The organism is Citrobacter sedlakii NBRC 105722 (assembly GCF_000759835.1).
Taxonomy (GTDB): Bacteria; Pseudomonadota; Gammaproteobacteria; order Enterobacterales; family Enterobacteriaceae; genus Citrobacter_A; species Citrobacter_A sedlakii.
This window is the reverse complement of record NZ_BBNB01000002.1, coordinates 496,596-512,311: the sequence shown is the minus strand read 5'-3', so window position 1 is coordinate 512,311 and position 15,716 is coordinate 496,596. Positions and strand designations below refer to the sequence as shown.

17 protein-coding genes are annotated in these 15,716 nt (G+C 55.6%); 13 read left to right on the top strand and 4 right to left on the bottom strand.

The window, feature by feature from the left end:
- Positions 1-54: 54 nt before the first annotated feature.
- The 7 genes from queA to CSE01S_RS06785 all read left to right on the top strand — a co-directional run bounded on the left by queA (position 55) and on the right by CSE01S_RS06785 (position 6,787).
- A complete protein-coding gene (queA, locus tag CSE01S_RS06815) occupies positions 55-1,125 on the top strand; it encodes a tRNA preQ1(34) S-adenosylmethionine ribosyltransferase-isomerase QueA (protein ID WP_042285980.1) in 1,071 nt (356 codons plus the stop codon).
- Positions 1,126-1,177: 52 nt separating this feature from the next.
- Positions 1,178-2,305 (top strand): tRNA guanosine(34) transglycosylase Tgt, encoded by a 1,128-nt coding sequence (gene tgt / locus CSE01S_RS06810; protein WP_042285978.1) that lies wholly within the window; start codon positions 1,178-1,180, stop codon positions 2,303-2,305.
- 22 nt (positions 2,306-2,327) lie between these two features.
- A complete protein-coding gene (gene yajC / locus CSE01S_RS06805; RefSeq protein ID WP_012904809.1) occupies positions 2,328-2,660 on the top strand; it encodes a preprotein translocase subunit YajC in 333 nt (110 codons plus the stop codon).
- A gap of 26 nt (positions 2,661-2,686) precedes the next feature.
- On the top strand, positions 2,687-4,534 hold the full coding sequence (gene secD / locus CSE01S_RS06800; RefSeq protein ID WP_072014962.1) for a protein translocase subunit SecD: 1,848 nt from the start codon (positions 2,687-2,689) through the stop codon (positions 4,532-4,534).
- A gap of 10 nt (positions 4,535-4,544) precedes the next feature.
- Positions 4,545-5,516 (top strand): protein translocase subunit SecF, encoded by a 972-nt coding sequence (gene secF / locus CSE01S_RS06795; protein WP_042285973.1) that lies wholly within the window; start codon positions 4,545-4,547, stop codon positions 5,514-5,516.
- Between the two features lie 152 nt (positions 5,517-5,668).
- Positions 5,669-6,040 carry a VOC family protein gene (locus CSE01S_RS06790; RefSeq protein WP_042285972.1) on the top strand — a complete coding sequence of 124 codons (372 nt, stop codon included), beginning with the start codon at positions 5,669-5,671 and terminating at the stop codon, positions 6,038-6,040.
- A gap of 15 nt (positions 6,041-6,055) precedes the next feature.
- Positions 6,056-6,787 carry a helix-turn-helix transcriptional regulator gene (locus tag CSE01S_RS06785; protein WP_042285971.1) on the top strand — a complete coding sequence of 244 codons (732 nt, stop codon included), beginning with the start codon at positions 6,056-6,058 and terminating at the stop codon, positions 6,785-6,787.
- Between the two features lie 25 nt (positions 6,788-6,812).
- On the opposite strand, the gene CSE01S_RS06780 is transcribed toward CSE01S_RS06785, so the two are convergent.
- Both CSE01S_RS06780 and CSE01S_RS06775 read right to left on the bottom strand, forming a co-directional pair.
- A complete protein-coding gene (locus CSE01S_RS06780) occupies positions 6,813-7,667 on the bottom strand; it encodes a nucleoside-specific channel-forming protein Tsx (protein WP_042285970.1) in 855 nt (284 codons plus the stop codon).
- 299 nt (positions 7,668-7,966) lie between these two features.
- On the bottom strand, positions 7,967-8,506 hold the full coding sequence (locus tag CSE01S_RS06775; protein ID WP_042285968.1) for a SadB/YajI family lipoprotein: 540 nt from the start codon (positions 8,504-8,506) through the stop codon (positions 7,967-7,969).
- Between the two features lie 152 nt (positions 8,507-8,658).
- On the opposite strand from CSE01S_RS06775, the gene nrdR reads away from it, so the two are divergent.
- From nrdR to pgpA, 6 genes are all read left to right on the top strand, one after another.
- Positions 8,659-9,108, top strand: coding sequence for a transcriptional regulator NrdR (gene nrdR / locus CSE01S_RS06770; RefSeq protein ID WP_012904816.1), 450 nt, complete (start codon positions 8,659-8,661; stop codon positions 9,106-9,108).
- Between the two features lie 3 nt (positions 9,109-9,111).
- Positions 9,112-10,215 carry a bifunctional diaminohydroxyphosphoribosylaminopyrimidine deaminase/5-amino-6-(5-phosphoribosylamino)uracil reductase RibD gene (gene ribD, locus CSE01S_RS06765; protein WP_042285966.1) on the top strand — a complete coding sequence of 368 codons (1,104 nt, stop codon included), beginning with the start codon at positions 9,112-9,114 and terminating at the stop codon, positions 10,213-10,215.
- An 89-nt stretch (positions 10,216-10,304) separates the two neighbouring features.
- Entirely contained in the window at positions 10,305-10,775 is a 471-nt protein-coding gene (ribH, locus tag CSE01S_RS06760; protein WP_042285964.1) for a 6,7-dimethyl-8-ribityllumazine synthase, read from the top strand.
- Positions 10,776-10,794: 19 nt separating this feature from the next.
- The gene (gene nusB, locus CSE01S_RS06755) at positions 10,795-11,214 is read left to right on the top strand and encodes a transcription antitermination factor NusB (protein ID WP_042285962.1); all 420 of its coding nucleotides are present in this window, start codon (positions 10,795-10,797) and stop codon (positions 11,212-11,214) included.
- A 77-nt stretch (positions 11,215-11,291) separates the two neighbouring features.
- Positions 11,292-12,269 carry a thiamine-phosphate kinase gene (gene thiL, locus CSE01S_RS06750; protein WP_042285959.1) on the top strand — a complete coding sequence of 326 codons (978 nt, stop codon included), beginning with the start codon at positions 11,292-11,294 and terminating at the stop codon, positions 12,267-12,269.
- A complete protein-coding gene (gene pgpA, locus CSE01S_RS06745) occupies positions 12,247-12,762 on the top strand; it encodes a phosphatidylglycerophosphatase A (protein WP_042285958.1) in 516 nt (171 codons plus the stop codon). The genes thiL and pgpA overlap by 23 nt, the downstream gene beginning before the upstream one ends.
- 55 nt (positions 12,763-12,817) lie before the next feature.
- Here pgpA and CSE01S_RS06740 read toward each other — a convergent pair whose 3' ends face one another.
- Positions 12,818-13,792, bottom strand: a complete 975-nt coding sequence (locus tag CSE01S_RS06740) for an aldo/keto reductase (protein ID WP_042285956.1) — start codon at positions 13,790-13,792, stop codon at positions 12,818-12,820.
- Between the two features lie 56 nt (positions 13,793-13,848).
- Positions 13,849-15,711 carry a 1-deoxy-D-xylulose-5-phosphate synthase gene (dxs, locus tag CSE01S_RS06735; protein WP_042285953.1) on the bottom strand — a complete coding sequence of 621 codons (1,863 nt, stop codon included), beginning with the start codon at positions 15,709-15,711 and terminating at the stop codon, positions 13,849-13,851.
- Between the last annotated feature and the right edge of the window lie 5 nt (positions 15,712-15,716).

Genomic DNA, 15,716 nt, shown 5'->3' with positions numbered 1-15,716 from the left:
AAAGGGTGTGAGCACTAGACTATGCCGCCTGTTTTTAAGTCACGAGTATACGTCATGCGCGTCGCCGATTTCTCCTTTGAACTACCTGAATCCCTGATTGCTCACTATCCCATGCCTGAGCGCAGCAGCTGTCGCTTGCTATCACTGGACGGGCCAACGGGCGCGCTGACGCACGGTACTTTCACCGATCTGCTCGACAAGCTCAACCCTGGCGATCTGCTGGTCTTTAACAATACCCGCGTGATCCCGGCGCGCCTGTTTGGCCGTAAAGCCAGCGGCGGCAAGATTGAAGTGCTGGTCGAACGTATGCTTGATGATAAACGTATTCTGGCACATATTCGCGCATCCAAAGCGCCGAAGCCGGGCGCAGAACTGCTGCTGGGCGATGACGAGAGCATTAAAGCAACCATGACCGCGCGCCACGATGCGCTGTTTGAAGTGGCGTTCCATGACGAACGCTCGGTGCTTGATATCCTCAACGCCATAGGCCATATGCCGCTGCCGCCGTATATTGAGCGCCCGGACGAAGAGGCCGACCGCGAGCTGTACCAGACGGTTTACAGCGAAAAGCCTGGCGCGGTCGCGGCGCCAACCGCCGGTTTGCACTTTGACGAACCGCTGTTGGAAAAACTGCGCGCCAAAGGTATTGAGATGGCGTTTGTCACGCTGCATGTCGGCGCGGGGACGTTCCAGCCGGTACGCGTGGACACCATCGAAGATCACATCATGCATTCTGAGTATGCCGAAGTGCCGCAAGAGGTGGTTGATGCGGTGCTGGCGGCGAAAGCGCGCGGCAACCGTGTGGTGGCGGTCGGCACCACCTCGGTGCGCTCTCTCGAAAGCGCGGCGCAGGCGGCGAAAAACGACATCATCGAACCGTTTTTTGGCGATACACAGATCTTCATCTATCCCGGCTATCAGTACAAAGTCATTGATGCGCTGGTGACCAATTTCCATCTGCCGGAATCTACGCTTATCATGCTGGTCTCCGCGTTTGCCGGTTATCAGCATACAATGAACGCCTACAAGGCTGCGGTAGAACAAAAATATCGCTTTTTTAGCTACGGGGACGCGATGTTTATCACGTACAATCCGCAGGCTTTGAATGAGCGTGTCGGGGACTAAGGCCGCGGCACTGTAATCACCATCAGACTGTCTCTCTGATGCAGGAGAAATAATGAAGTTCGAACTTGATACCACCGATGGTCGTGCGCGTCGCGGTCGCCTGGTGTTTGATCGTGGCGTAGTGGAAACGCCTGCTTTTATGCCTGTGGGCACCTACGGCACCGTAAAAGGGATGACGCCGGAAGAGGTGGAAGCCACCGGCGCGCAAATTATCCTCGGTAATACTTTCCATCTCTGGCTGCGTCCGGGCCAGGAGATCATGAAACTCCACGGCGATCTGCATGACTTTATGCAGTGGAAAGGCCCGATTCTCACCGACTCCGGGGGATTCCAGGTGTTCAGCCTGGGCGACATTCGGAAGATCACCGAGCAGGGTGTCCATTTCCGTAACCCGATCAACGGCGATCCGATTTTCCTCGATCCGGAAAAATCGATGGAGATTCAGTACGATCTCGGTTCCGATATTGTGATGATCTTTGACGAATGCACACCGTATCCGGCGGACTGGGACTATGCTAAACGTTCGATGGAGATGTCATTGCGTTGGGCGAAGCGTAGCCGCGACCGTTTCGATAGCCTCGGCAACAAAAATGCGCTTTTTGGCATCATTCAGGGCAGTGTTTACGAAGATTTACGCGATATCTCCGTGAAAGGTCTGGTAGAGATTGGCTTTGATGGCTACGCTGTCGGCGGCTTGGCTGTGGGTGAACCGAAAGAGGACATGCACCGCATTCTGGAGCACGTCTGCCCACAAATTCCGGCAGATAAACCGCGTTACCTGATGGGTGTCGGTAAACCGGAAGATCTGGTTGAAGGCGTACGTCGCGGTATTGACATGTTTGACTGCGTGATGCCAACCCGCAACGCCCGTAACGGTCACCTGTTCGTGACCGACGGCGTGGTGAAAATTCGTAACGCGAAGCATAAAAGCGACACCAGCCCACTCGACGCTGAGTGTGATTGCTATACCTGTCGCAATTATTCACGCGCCTACTTGCATCATCTCGATCGTTGCAACGAAATATTGGGCGCGCGACTCAATACCATTCATAACCTGCGTTACTACCAGCGTTTGATGGCGGGTTTACGCAAGGCTATTGAAGAAGGTAAATTAGAGAGCTTCGTGACCGATTTTTACCAACGTCAGGGTCGACCTGTTCCACCTTTAAACGTTGATTAATTTTAATAATGAGGGAATTTGAATGAGCTTTTTTATTTCTGATGCGGTAGCGGCAACAGGTGCTCCGGCGCAGGGCAGCCCGATGTCTCTGATTCTGATGCTGGTTGTGTTTGGCCTGATCTTCTATTTCATGATCCTGCGCCCACAACAGAAGCGCACCAAAGAGCACAAAAAGCTGATGGATTCTATCGCGAAAGGTGATGAAGTCCTGACGAATGGCGGCCTGGTGGGTCGTGTGACCAAAGTAGCAGAAACTGGCTACATCGCTATCGCGCTGAATGACACCACGGAAGTGGTTATCAAACGTGACTTCGTAGCTGCCGTTCTGCCGAAAGGCACCATGAAGGCGCTGTAATAGTAACTTTCCCGAAGGGAACTGCCGTGTTAAACCGTTATCCTTTGTGGAAGTATGTCATGCTGATCGTCGTCATTATCGTCGGTCTGCTGTATGCGCTTCCCAACCTGTATGGTGAGGATCCGGCCGTTCAAATCACTGGCGCGCGCGGTGTCGCCGCCAGTGAGCAAACGCTGATCCAGGTCCAGAATACGTTACAAAAAGAAAAAATTACCGCGAAGTCTGTGGCACTGGAAGAGGGCGCTATTCTCGCGCGCTTCGACACCACCGACACTCAACTGCGCGCACGTGAAGCGCTGGTGGGCGTGCTGGGTGATAAATACGTCGTGGCGCTTAACCTTGCTCCGGCTACCCCGCGCTGGCTGGCTGCCATCAAAGCAGAACCGATGAAACTCGGTCTTGACCTGCGTGGCGGCGTTCACTTCCTGATGGAAGTGGATATGGACACCGCGCTGGGTAAATTGCAGGAACAAAATATCGATAGCCTGCGCAGCGATCTGCGTGAAAAAGGCATCCCGTATACTACCGTTCGTAAAGAAGACAACTACGGTCTGAGCATCAATTTCCGTGATGCCAGCGCGCGTGACGACGCGATTGCGTATCTCAGCAAACGCCACCCGGATCTGGTGATCTCCAGCCAGGGAAGCAACGCGCTGCGTGCGGTAATGACCGATGCGCGCTTAAGCGAAGCGCGTGAATACGCGGTTCAGCAGAACATCAATATTCTGCGTAACCGTGTGAATCAGTTGGGCGTCGCCGAGCCGGTGGTGCAACGCCAGGGCGCTGACCGCATTGTGGTTGAACTGCCTGGCATTCAGGACACGGCGCGCGCGAAAGAGATCCTTGGCGCGACCGCGACGCTGGAATTCCGTCTGGTTAACACCAACGTAGACCAGGCTGCGGCAGCGTCCGGACGCGTACCGGGCGACTCCGAAGTGAAGCAGATGCGTGAAGGCCAGCCGGTTGTGCTGTACAAACGCGTCATCCTGACCGGTGACCATATCACCGACTCTACGTCCAGCCAGGACGAGTATAACCAGCCGCAGGTGAACATTTCGCTCGATAGCGCAGGCGGCAACATCATGTCTAACTTCACCAAGGACAATATCGGCAAGCCGATGGCGACCCTGTTTGTGGAGTATAAGGACAGCGGTAAGAAAGACGCCAACGGTCGTGCCGTGCTGGTGAAACAGGAAGAGGTGATTAACATCGCCAACATCCAGTCTCGTCTCGGTAACAGCTTCCGTATTACCGGCATCAACAACCCGAACGAAGCGCGTCAGCTCTCTCTGCTGCTGCGTGCCGGCGCGCTGATTGCGCCGATTCAGATTGTTGAAGAGCGGACCATCGGTCCAACCCTGGGTATGCAGAACATTAAGCAGGGTCTGGAAGCGTGTCTGGCGGGTCTGGCGGTCTCCATCCTGTTCATGATCTTGTTCTATAAGAAGTTTGGTCTGATTGCGACCAGCGCGCTGATCGCAAACCTGGTGCTGATTGTCGGCGTGATGTCGCTGCTTCCGGGGGCCACGCTGAGTATGCCTGGGATTGCGGGGATCGTCTTAACCCTTGCCGTTGCCGTCGATGCGAACGTGCTTATCAACGAACGTATCAAAGAAGAGTTGAGCAACGGGCGTTCGGTGCAGCAGGCAATTAACGAAGGTTATGCGGGGGCGTTCAGCTCTATTTTCGATGCGAACATCACCACGCTGATCAAAGTTATCATTCTGTACGCGGTCGGCACCGGGGCGATTAAAGGGTTCGCGATTACGACCGGTATCGGTGTAGCGACGTCAATGTTTACCGCAATTGTCGGTACACGTGCCATCGTAAACCTGCTGTATGGCGGCAAGCGCGTCAAAAAGCTGTCAATCTGAGGAGTGCGAAGTGGCACAGGAATATACTGTTGAACAATTGAACCATGGCCGTAAAGTCTGGGACTTTATGCGCTGGGACTACTGGGCTTTCGGCATCTCAGGCGCTCTGCTGATTGCGGCCATTGTGATTATGGGCGTACGCGGCTTTAACTGGGGGCTCGATTTTACCGGTGGTACGGTTATCGAAATCACCCTGGAAAAACCTGCGGAGATGGATGTGATGCGCGATGCGCTGGAAAAAGCGGGCTTTGTTGATCCGCTTTTACAGAACTTCGGCAGCAGTCACGACATCATGGTTCGTATGCCGCCGACCGAAGGGGCGAACGGCGGCCAGGTGCTGGGCAGCAAAGTGTTGAGTGTGATTAACGAGTCCACCAACCAGAACGCGGCGGTGAAGCGAATTGAATTCGTCGGACCGAGCGTGGGGGCTGACCTTGCGCAAACCGGCGCGATGGCGCTGTTAGCCGCGCTGATTTCTATCCTCGTTTACGTCGGTTTCCGCTTCGAGTGGCGACTGGCGGCCGGGGTGGTGATCGCGCTGGCGCATGACGTGATCATCACGCTTGGGATCCTGTCGCTGTTCCATATTGAGATCGACCTGACAATCGTGGCGTCGCTGATGTCCGTTATCGGTTATTCGCTTAACGACAGCATTGTGGTATCTGACCGTATCCGTGAGAACTTCCGCAAGATTCGTCGCGGTACGCCGTACGAAATCTTTAACGTGTCGTTGACCCAGACGCTGCACCGTACGTTGATCACCTCCGGTACCACGTTGATGGTGATTCTGATGCTGTTCCTGTTCGGCGGCCCGGTGCTGGAAGGCTTCTCGCTGACCATGCTGATCGGTGTCTCTATCGGTACCGCGTCTTCCATCTACGTTGCGTCGGCGCTGGCGCTGAAGCTGGGTATGAAGCGCGAGCACATGCTGCAGCAGAAAGTCGAAAAAGAAGGGGCGGATCAGCCGTCAATTCTGCCGTAATCTGATTTTCAGCTCCCTGATGAAATCCCGGTCGTAAGATCGGGATTTTTCTTTTTCCTTTCTGGCTTGTTCCGCAATCATTACTGACAGTATGCTGTCAGGAGCCCTGTTTTATTCTTCTTCTGAACTCAACCACACAGGCAGGAGGAAGGATGAAAAGTAAAAGCATCATTAACTGGTTTGAAATTCCCGTCACCGATATGGCGCGCGCTATCGCGTTTTATGAGCCGGTGCTGGGGCTGTCGCTGCGCCGCGAAAAAATGGACTGTGCCGATCTGGCGGTCTTTCCCTATGACGATCCGGCTACCGGCGGCGCGTTGGCGAAAATCGACGGCGTCTTGCCTTCGCCGCAGGGCGCAATCGTTTATCTGCACACCGACGATCTTGCGGCAACGCTGGATCGCGTCGCCAGCGCCGGTGGTGAATGCGTGTTCGGCCCGATCGATTTGGGCAACGAGATTGGCACCGTGGCGCTGTTTACCGACAGCGAAGGTAACCGTGTCGGATTACATCAACCCGCTTAACGTAAGAGAGTCACTATGACGCGTCGCGCCGACCGTTTGTTTCAGATTGTGCAGATCCTGCGCGGCAGGCGACTGACGACGGCGGCGCTACTTGCCGAGCGGCTGGAGGTGTCAGAACGGACGATCTACCGTGATATCCGCGACCTGTCGCTGTCCGGAGTACCGGTGGAAGGAGAGGCGGGCAGCGGGTATCGCCTGATGGCGGGATTTGATTTGCCGCCGCTGATGTTGACTCACCGGGAATCCGAAGCGCTGATTGCGGCTATTCGTCTGTTGACGACCTGGGGCGGAGATTCCCTGTCGCGCGAACTGGCGTCAGCTCAAGAGAAAGTGCTGGCGATCCTGCCGGAAGAAAGCCGCCGCAAAGCCGAGCAGGCGCGGATATTCGCCCCGGACTTTGGGACACAGCCGCATTCACGCAGCGCATTCGACCTTATTCATCGTGCCATTTCCGGCCAACAGGTGCTGGCGCTGCATTATCGCGACGAGGCCGGACAGCTCTCCTGGCGGGAGGTGCAGCCGCTGGGGATGTATTTCTGGGGCGAATACTGGCTTTTGGTCGCCTGGTGCGAACGGCGGGATGATTATCGCTGCTTTCGGCTCGACAGATGTTTGCAGATCACGATGACGGAGCGGCGCTTTTGCGAGAGTGCAGAGCGCTCGTTGGCGGATTTTTTGCGCAAGGTAAGCGATAAAAAGCCCGCTTGCGGAACAGCGGGCGACGCGCGGAGGCCGGGTCAGGCATAAGTTGCCACCCGGCTATTTGCGCTACTTAGAAGTTGTAACCTACCACCAGGTACCAGCCGAAGCCGTTAGACTTGATCGGTTCCGCCTGCCATACCGGCTCATCGCCATCTTTCCACTGACCACCGTTATGGAAGTAACGGGCGACCACCGAGTAATGCCAGTGATCGTAGTTCAGCGCCAGAATGTGGCTGGACGCGATAGAGTTGCTGGTGCGGTACTGATCGTCGCCCAGATCAGAGCCCCAGTCGAAGTTGGTGAAGCCAATGTAGCTCAGGTTACCGCCCCACAGATCGGTAATCGGCACAAAGTATTTCACTTTGAAACGGTAGCCATCCCATTCGTTTTCATTGGACGCACCGTAGTTCTGCCACTGATATTTCGCATAGACGTTCAGGGACAGGCTCATCGGCAACCCTGTGTCGATGTCGGTACCGAGACCCATATACCAGGTGCTCTGGCGGCCTTCGCTGTTACGACCCATATCGTAGATATAGTTATTCGCGAAATACCACTCTTTGAACGGACCAAAGCTCAGGTCGCTGTTGGTCAGCTTATCGATCGAGAAGCGTGGTTCGATTTCCATAAACAGCGGAGAACCGTGGTTCCAGATCCCGCGGGAGTTGCTGTCGCCGCCGAAGAAGCGAGGCGCATCGACGTAGCCATAGAAATCAAACCAGTCTTTTTTGGCGAAAGCTTCGTATTCGAGATAGGTGTCATTGCGCAGTGTCGGTCCGAAGCGGGTATGGTAGGAACCCACAACGTTGACGCTCTGGTGCCACCAGTCGGAAAGATACTGCGGTTTGTCGTTGTCGGCGGCGTTCACGGTGAAAGACGTAGAAAGCGCGAGCACTGCACCGGCTGCAAGTAATGTTTTTTTCATATTTATGCCACTGATTGAAAATCCCTAACGGGAGTGAAAAAGGCGCGAATTAGGTTTCTAAATATTTCGTGTTTCTGCGGAGCCTATTATAAAAATCATTGCTCACAAAAATCTGTCATGTTTCACATTTCTATCATTCACGTAATCGATTGCGTTCACGTTTGCGTGTTTTAGCGCGGCGATTGTACTGACTTTGATGAATGTTGCAAAGGATTAGCAAAAATTTCGGTGATGTCAGTAGAGTCACAAAAAGGGCGGGTGAGATGTTGCGGAACGCACAAAACGTTCCGCAGAGGCGTTTAGCGCGTCACAGGCTGGATATCATGAATACGGATAAAGCCTAACTGCTCGGGTGTAACACCATTGAGTTGAAGCGGAATGTCCACATCGGCTGGCGCCAGGAGGGTGGCAGGGGCGTTAATCAACATATTCTGCACATTGACTTCCTGATAATTGTCAGTTGTTCCCTGAATTTGCCCATATTCAACGGTGCCGCTGAAAGCCGGTAACGGATCGTTGGACTCACCCTGAATCCGTAGCGTCACGCGTGTGCCGTCAGCATTCGGCGCGATATTTTTTAGCGACATGCGCAGCGTGCCAATCTGGCTGTTCAGACGCGCCGGCGTATTTGAGCCCGGCAACAGGTACACGCCGCGGGTGGATTTCACGTTCAGGCTGTTCTGCTGCGTAATTTTTACCGTTTCCTGATTAAGCTGATTCATCTCTTTATTTAACGTACTGATGCTTTGATGCATCTGACGAACCTCGCTTTGCTGGGCGCAGGCGGTAAGGCTAAACAGGCTTCCCACCAGGAGAATTCTTAGGTAACGTTTTGTCATATCGCGGTTTTCCTGGAATATTGCACTGACCTAATGGTAGTGCGTAAACGGCGCAAAAACACCGATCCTTTGTCTCAAAAGCGTTGCGCCTTTGTTGTCACGTCAGTTCAGGGTAAAATAGATTTCTGTTAACCACCTGGTCAGGACGCCGTATGCATTGCCCATTTTGTTTCGCCGTAGACACGAAAGTAATTGACTCTCGTCTTGTGGGCGAGGGATCGTCAGTACGCCGCCGTCGGCAGTGTCTGGTTTGTAACGAACGCTTCACCACTTTCGAAGTCGCGGAACTTGTGATGCCACGGGTTGTGAAAAGCAACGACGTGCGCGAACCTTTTAATGAAGAAAAACTACGTAGCGGCATGTTACGTGCGCTGGAAAAGCGTCCGGTCAGTTCAGATGACGTCGAAATGGCGCTGAACCACATCAAGTCGCAGCTGCGCGCCACCGGTGAGCGTGAAGTGCCGAGTAAAATGATCGGCAATCTGGTGATGGAACAACTGAAAAAACTCGACAAAGTCGCCTATATCCGTTTTGCCTCCGTCTACCGTAGCTTCGAAGATATCAAAGAATTCGGCGAAGAGATCGCTCGCCTACAGGACTAAGCCATGCAGGATGAGATATACATGGCGCGCGCGCTGAAGCTTGCTGCGCGCGGGCGGTTCACCACTCACCCCAATCCCAACGTCGGTTGCGTGATTGTGAAAGAGGGCGAAATTGTCGGCGAAGGTTACCATCACCGCGCCGGGGAACCCCACGCCGAAGTCCATGCGCTGCGGATGGCCGGCGAAAAAGCCAAAGGCGCGACGGCTTACGTTACCCTTGAACCCTGTAGCCACCATGGCCGCACCCCGCCGTGCTGCGATGCGCTGATTGCTGCCGGAGTATCACGCGTGGTCGCGGCGATGCAGGATCCGAATCCACAGGTGGCCGGACGTGGGCTGTACCGTCTGCAACAGGCAGGGATCGACGTCAGCCACGGTCTGATGATGCGCGAAGTGGAAGCGTTAAATAAAGGCTTTCTCAAGCGAATGCGCACCGGTTTTCCGTATGTTCAGCTTAAGCTCGGCGCCTCGCTGGACGGGCGTACGGCGATGGCGAGCGGTGAAAGCAAGTGGATCACCTCGCCGCAGGCGCGACGCGACGTTCAGCGCCTGCGTGCGCAAAGCCACGCCATCCTGACCAGTAGCGCAACGGTACTGGCGGACGATCCGCAACTGACCGTACGCTGGACTGAACTGGACGACGCGACGCAGGCGGTATACCCGCAGGACACGCTGCGCCAACCGGTGCGGATTGTGATCGACAGTCAGAATCGCGTGACGCCGGAACACCGCATTGTTCAGCAGCCGGGAGAAACCTGGTTTGCGCGTACCAAAGATGATTCCCGCCAGTGGCCGGAAACGGTGCGTACGCTTCTGGTGCCGGAACACAATGGCCATCTTGATCTGGTGGTGCTGATGATGTTGTTAGGCAAACAGCAGGTCAACAGCCTCTGGGTGGAGGCGGGGCCGACCCTTGCGGGCGCGCTGCTGCAGGCTGGCGTGGTGGACGAGCTAATCGTTTATGTTGCGCCTACACTGTTAGGTAATGACGCCCGCGGATTATGCGTCCTGCCAGGGCTTGAACAACTTAGCCAGGCGCCGAAGTTTACATTCAATGAGATACGTCGTGTAGGTCCGGACGTTTGCCTGCATTTGATTCCCGCGTAATGGCTGCCTGAATTTAGGAAGCAGCGCGACGATATTTATGATAAAATCCGCCCCCCTGCGGGGGCTTATACCGAACCCGAAGGAAGAATATGAACATTATTGAAGCTAACGTTGCTACTCCGGACGCTCGCGTCGCCATCACCATTGCGCGTTTCAACAACTTTATCAATGACAGCCTGCTGGACGGCGCGGTTGACGCACTGAAACGCATTGGCCAGGTTAAAGATGAAAATATTACCGTCGTTTGGGTTCCAGGCGCATACGAGCTGCCGCTGGCGGCTGGCGCATTGGCGAAAACCGGTAAATATGACGCGGTGATTGCGCTTGGCACCGTGATCCGTGGTGGCACCGCACACTTTGAATATGTTGCTGGTGGGGCAAGCAATGGCCTGGCGCATGTCGCTCAGGACAGCGAAATTCCTGTCGCCTTTGGCGTACTGACCACCGAAAGCATTGAACAAGCGATTGAACGTGCTGGCACCAAAGCCGGTAACAAAGGCGCGGAAGCTGCACTGACCGCGCTTGAAATGATTAATGTATTGAAAGCCATCAAGGCCTGATTTTTGTAAGGGGAAATCCGTGAAACCTGCTGCTCGTCGCCGCGCTCGTGAGTGTGCCGTTCAGGCGCTCTACTCCTGGCAGTTGTCCCAGAACGACATCGCTGATGTTGAATACCAGTTCCTGGCAGAACAGGACGTAAAAGATGTTGACGTCATGTACTTCCGCGAACTGCTGTCCGGGGTGGCGACTAACAGCGCGTACCTGGACGGTTTGATGAAGCCTTACCTGTCCCGCCTGTTGGAAGAACTGGGTCAGGTGGAAAAAGCGGTCCTGCGCATTGCGCTGTTTGAGCTGTCTAAGCGTAGCGATGTGCCGTATAAAGTGGCCATCAACGAAGCGATCGAACTGGCGAAAACCTTCGGCGCAGAAGACAGCCACAAGTTCGTCAATGGCGTACTGGATAAAGCAGCGCCTGCGATTCGCCCCAACAAAAAGTAATCACCAGGCCGTCAGTGACGCGGGGACGCCTCCGCTCCGCTGGCGGCTTTTTCTTTATTTCTGCTGAGGCATAACGTATGGCATGCGGCGAGTTCTCCCTGATTGCCCGTTATTTTGACCGTGTTAGAAGCTCTCGTCTCGATGTCGAAACCGGTATTGGCGACGATTGCGCACTCCTGAATATTCCTGAAAAACAGACCCTGGCGATCAGTACCGATACGCTGGTGGCGGGCAATCACTTCCTGGCCGATATCGATCCGGCGGACCTGGCATATAAAGCGCTGGCGGTCAATTTAAGCGATCTGGCGGCAATGGGCGCCGATCCGGCGTGGCTGACGCTGGCGATAACGCTGCCGGAGGTCGATGAACGCTGGCTGGAAATATTCAGCGACAGTCTGTTCGAACTACTCAATTATTACGATATGCAGCTGATTGGCGGCGATACCACGCGTGGGCCGCTCTCCATGACGCTGGGTATCCACGGCTACGTCCCTGCGGGCCGCGCCCTGAAACGCTCAGGGGCGAAGCCGGGCGACTGGATTTACGTTACCGGTACGCCAGGCGACAGCGCGGCAGGGCTGGCGATTTTACAGCACCGTTTACAGGTTGCGGATGAGGTTGACCGGGAATATCTGCTAAAACGCCACCTGCGACCGACGCCGCGTATTCTTCAAGGGCAGGCGCTGCGCGACAAGGCGAGCGCGGCGATCGATCTGTCGGATGGGCTGATTTCCGATCTTGGGCATATCGTCAAAGCCAGCGCCTGCGGCGCGCGCATAGACATTGAAACGCTGCCTTTCTCCGACGCGGTCAAACGTCATGTCGAAAGCGAACAGGCGCTGCGCTGGGCGCTCTCCGGCGGCGAAGACTATGAATTATGCTTTACGGTACCGGAACTGAATCGCGGGGCGCTGGATGTCGCGCTCGGCCATCTCGGCGTGCCGTTTACCTGCATCGGGCAGATGAGCGCGGATGTGGAAGGGATCTGTTTTACGCGTGACGGCGAGCCTGTCACCTTCGACTGGAAAGGATATGACCATTTTGCCACGTCATAAAGATACGGCGAAAAGCCGCCTGAAACTGACTAACCCGTGGCATTTGTTGGCTACCGGTTTTGGCAGTGGTCTGAGTCCGGTGGTTCCGGGCACGATGGGGTCACTGGCGGCGATCCCGTTCTGGTATGTGATGACCTTTCTGCCCTGGCAGCTCTATTCACTGGTGGTGATGCTGGGCATCTGTATCGGGGTCTATCTCTGCCATCAGACGGCGAAAGACATGGGCGTCCATGATCACGGCAGTATTGTCTGGGATGAATTCATCGGGATGTGGATCACCCTGATGGCGCTGCCGACCCGCGACTGGCAGTGGGTGGCAGCCGGGTTCGTTATTTTCCGCATTCTTGATATGTGGAAGCCATGGCCGATCCGTTGGTTTGACCGCAACGTCCACGGTGGGATGGGGATCATGGTTGACGATATCGTTGCAGGGGTGATTTCTGCCGGTATTTTGTATTTTATCGGCCACCACTGGCCGATCGGTATGTTTTAACCGATTCCTGAAATGCGGGAGAGGCCCGATAGCGTCGTGCTATCGGGCGCTGTCTTCACTTGAATCCCACCACCGGATGCGGTTTGTACGGTGTTTCCAGTTCGGCTATTTGCTCCGGCTTCAGCGTTAAATCCACCGCGTTCAGCAGTTCATCCAGTTGTTCTTCCCGAGATGCGCCGACAATCGGCGCGGCGACACCGGGTTTGCTGAGCAGCCACGCCAGCGCCACCTGAGCGCGCGTCGCGCCAAGCTCTTCACTAACGCCTGCCAGGCGGGCGGCGATCTGCGCATCGTTTTCGTCGCTTTCGCGGTACAGATTTTTACCCACCTCATCGGAGACGACGCGCGCGGTGGTTTCCCCCCACGGACGGGTCAGACGACCCCGCGCCAGCGGACTCCACGGGATCACCGCGATGCCCTCCTGATAGCACAGCGGCAGCATCTCGCGCTCTTCCTCACGATAGATCAGATTGTAATGGTCCTGCATACTGATGAACTGTGCCCAACCGTACTGTTTTTGCAGAGCCAGCGCCTGGGCAAATTGCGAGGCGTGCATTGAGGATGCGCCGATGTAACGTGCTTTCCCGGCTTTCACGACATCATTCAGCGCTTCCAGCGTTTCTTCTATCGGCGTGTTGTAGTCCCAGCGGTGAATTTGCAGGATATCAACGTAGTCCATACCCAGACGCCGCAGACTGTCGTTGATAGAGCGCAGGATCTGCGCGCGGGATAAACCTTCCGGCAGGTCGTCAACCTGATGAAAGACCTTGGTCGCCACCACCACCTCGTCACGACGGGCAAAATCGCGCAGGGCGCGACCGACAATCTCTTCGCTGCTGCCTGCGGAATAACTGTTGGCGGTGTCGAAAAAGTTGATGCCGCCCTCAAGGGCGTGTTTGATGATCGGACGACTGCTTTCTTCGGGAAGCGTCCAGGCGTGATTGCCGCGGCTCGGTTCGCCAAACGTCATACAGCCCAGACACAGGCGGGAGACCCGAAGGTCGGTTTTTCCTAAGACGTTGTATTGCATTGTTTCGCTCCTGTTATGCTGATTATGGGATAAGCATAGCAGGAGCAAATAGACGATTATGCCAGCCAGGCCTTGATTTTGGCTTCAATGCCAGCGGCATCAAGCCCCAGTTCGGCGCGCGCCTCATCCTGAGTGCCCTGCGGGATAAAGAAGTCCGGCAGGCCGATGTTCAGTACTGGCACCGGCTTACGATGCGCCATCAGCACCTCGTTCACGCCGCTGCCCGCGCCGCCCATAATGGCGTTTTCCTCCAGCGTCACCAACACGTCGTGCTGGGCAGCCATTTCCAGAATCAGCGCGTCGTCCAGCGGCTTCACAAAACGCATATCCACCAGGGTTGCGTTAAGCGATTCTGCGGCCTTTGCCGCTTCCGGCATCAGCGTACCGAAGTTCAGGATGGCCAGTTTTTCTCCGTGACGTTTCACCACGCCTTTGCCGATAGGCAGTTTCTCCAGCGGCGTCAGTTCAACGCCCAGCGCGTTGCCGCGCGGGTAGCGGACCGCGGTCGGACCTTCGCTGTAGTGATAGCCGGTAAACAGCATCTGGCGGCATTCGTTTTCATCGCTGGGGGTCATGATAACCATATCCGGCAGGCAGCGCAGATACGAGAGATCGAACGCCCCCTGGTGGGTCTGCCCGTCGGCGCCGACAATCCCGGCGCGATCAATGGCAAACATCACCGGCAGCTTCTGGATCGCCACGTCATGAATAACCTGATCGTAGGCGCGTTGCAGGAAGGTGGAGTAAATCGCCACCACCGGCTTGTAGCCGCCAATCGCCAGACCGGCGGCAAAGGTTACCGCATGTTGTTCGGCGATGGCGACGTCAAAATAGCGATCCGGGAATTTACGCGAAAATTCGACCATGCCGGAACCTTCGCGCATGGCCGGGGTAATCGCCATAAGCTTGCTGTCTTTCGCTGCGGTTTCGCACAGCCAGTCGCCAAAGATCTTCGAATAGCTCGGCAGGCCGCCGCTGCTTTTCGGCAGGCAGCCGCTGGAGGGATCGAATTTCGGCACTGCATGGAACGTGATCGGATCTTTTTCGGCAGGCTCATAGCCACGCCCTTTTTTGGTCATGATGTGCAGAAACTGCGGACCTTTCAGATCGCGCATATTCTTGAGCGTCGTGATAAGTCCCAGTACGTCGTGACCATCCACAGGGCCGATATAGTTAAAGCCCAGCTCTTCAAACAGCGTGCCCGGCACCACCATGCCTTTGATATGTTCTTCTGTGCGCTTCAGGAGTTCTTTAATCGGCGGTACGCCAGAAAAGACCTTCTTGCCGCCTTCACGCAACGAGGAGTAGAGCTTGCCGGAAAGCAGCTGCGCCAGGTGATTATTGAGCGCGCCGACGTTTTCGGAAATCGACATTTCGTTGTCGTTGAGGATCACCAGCATGTCCGGCTTGATATCGCCCGCGTGGTTCATTGCTTCAAACGCCATACCGGCGGTGATCGCACCGTCGCCAATCACGCACACGGTGCGGCGATCTTTTCCCTCTTTTTCGGCGGCGACGGCAATGCCAATTCCTGCGCTGATAGACGTCGAAGAGTGACCGACGCTCAGGACGTCGTATTCGCTCTCGCCGCGCCATGGGAATGGGTGCAGGCCGCCTTTCTGGCGGATGGTGCCGATTTTATCGCGGCGACCCGTGAGAATTTTGTGCGGATAAGCCTGATGGCCCACGTCCCAGATAAGCTGGTCAAACGGCGTGTTATAGACATAATGCAGCGCCACGGTGAGTTCCACCGTGCCCAGCCCGGAGGCGAAGTGTCCGCTGGAACGACTGACGCTGTCGAGAAGATAGCGGCGCAGTTCGTCGCAGAGTTTCGGCAGACTCTCTTTGGGTAAAAGGCGTAACTCCTGGGTGGAGTCGACCAGTGCCAGGGTAGGGTATTTGGCTATATCAAAACTCATCGCAA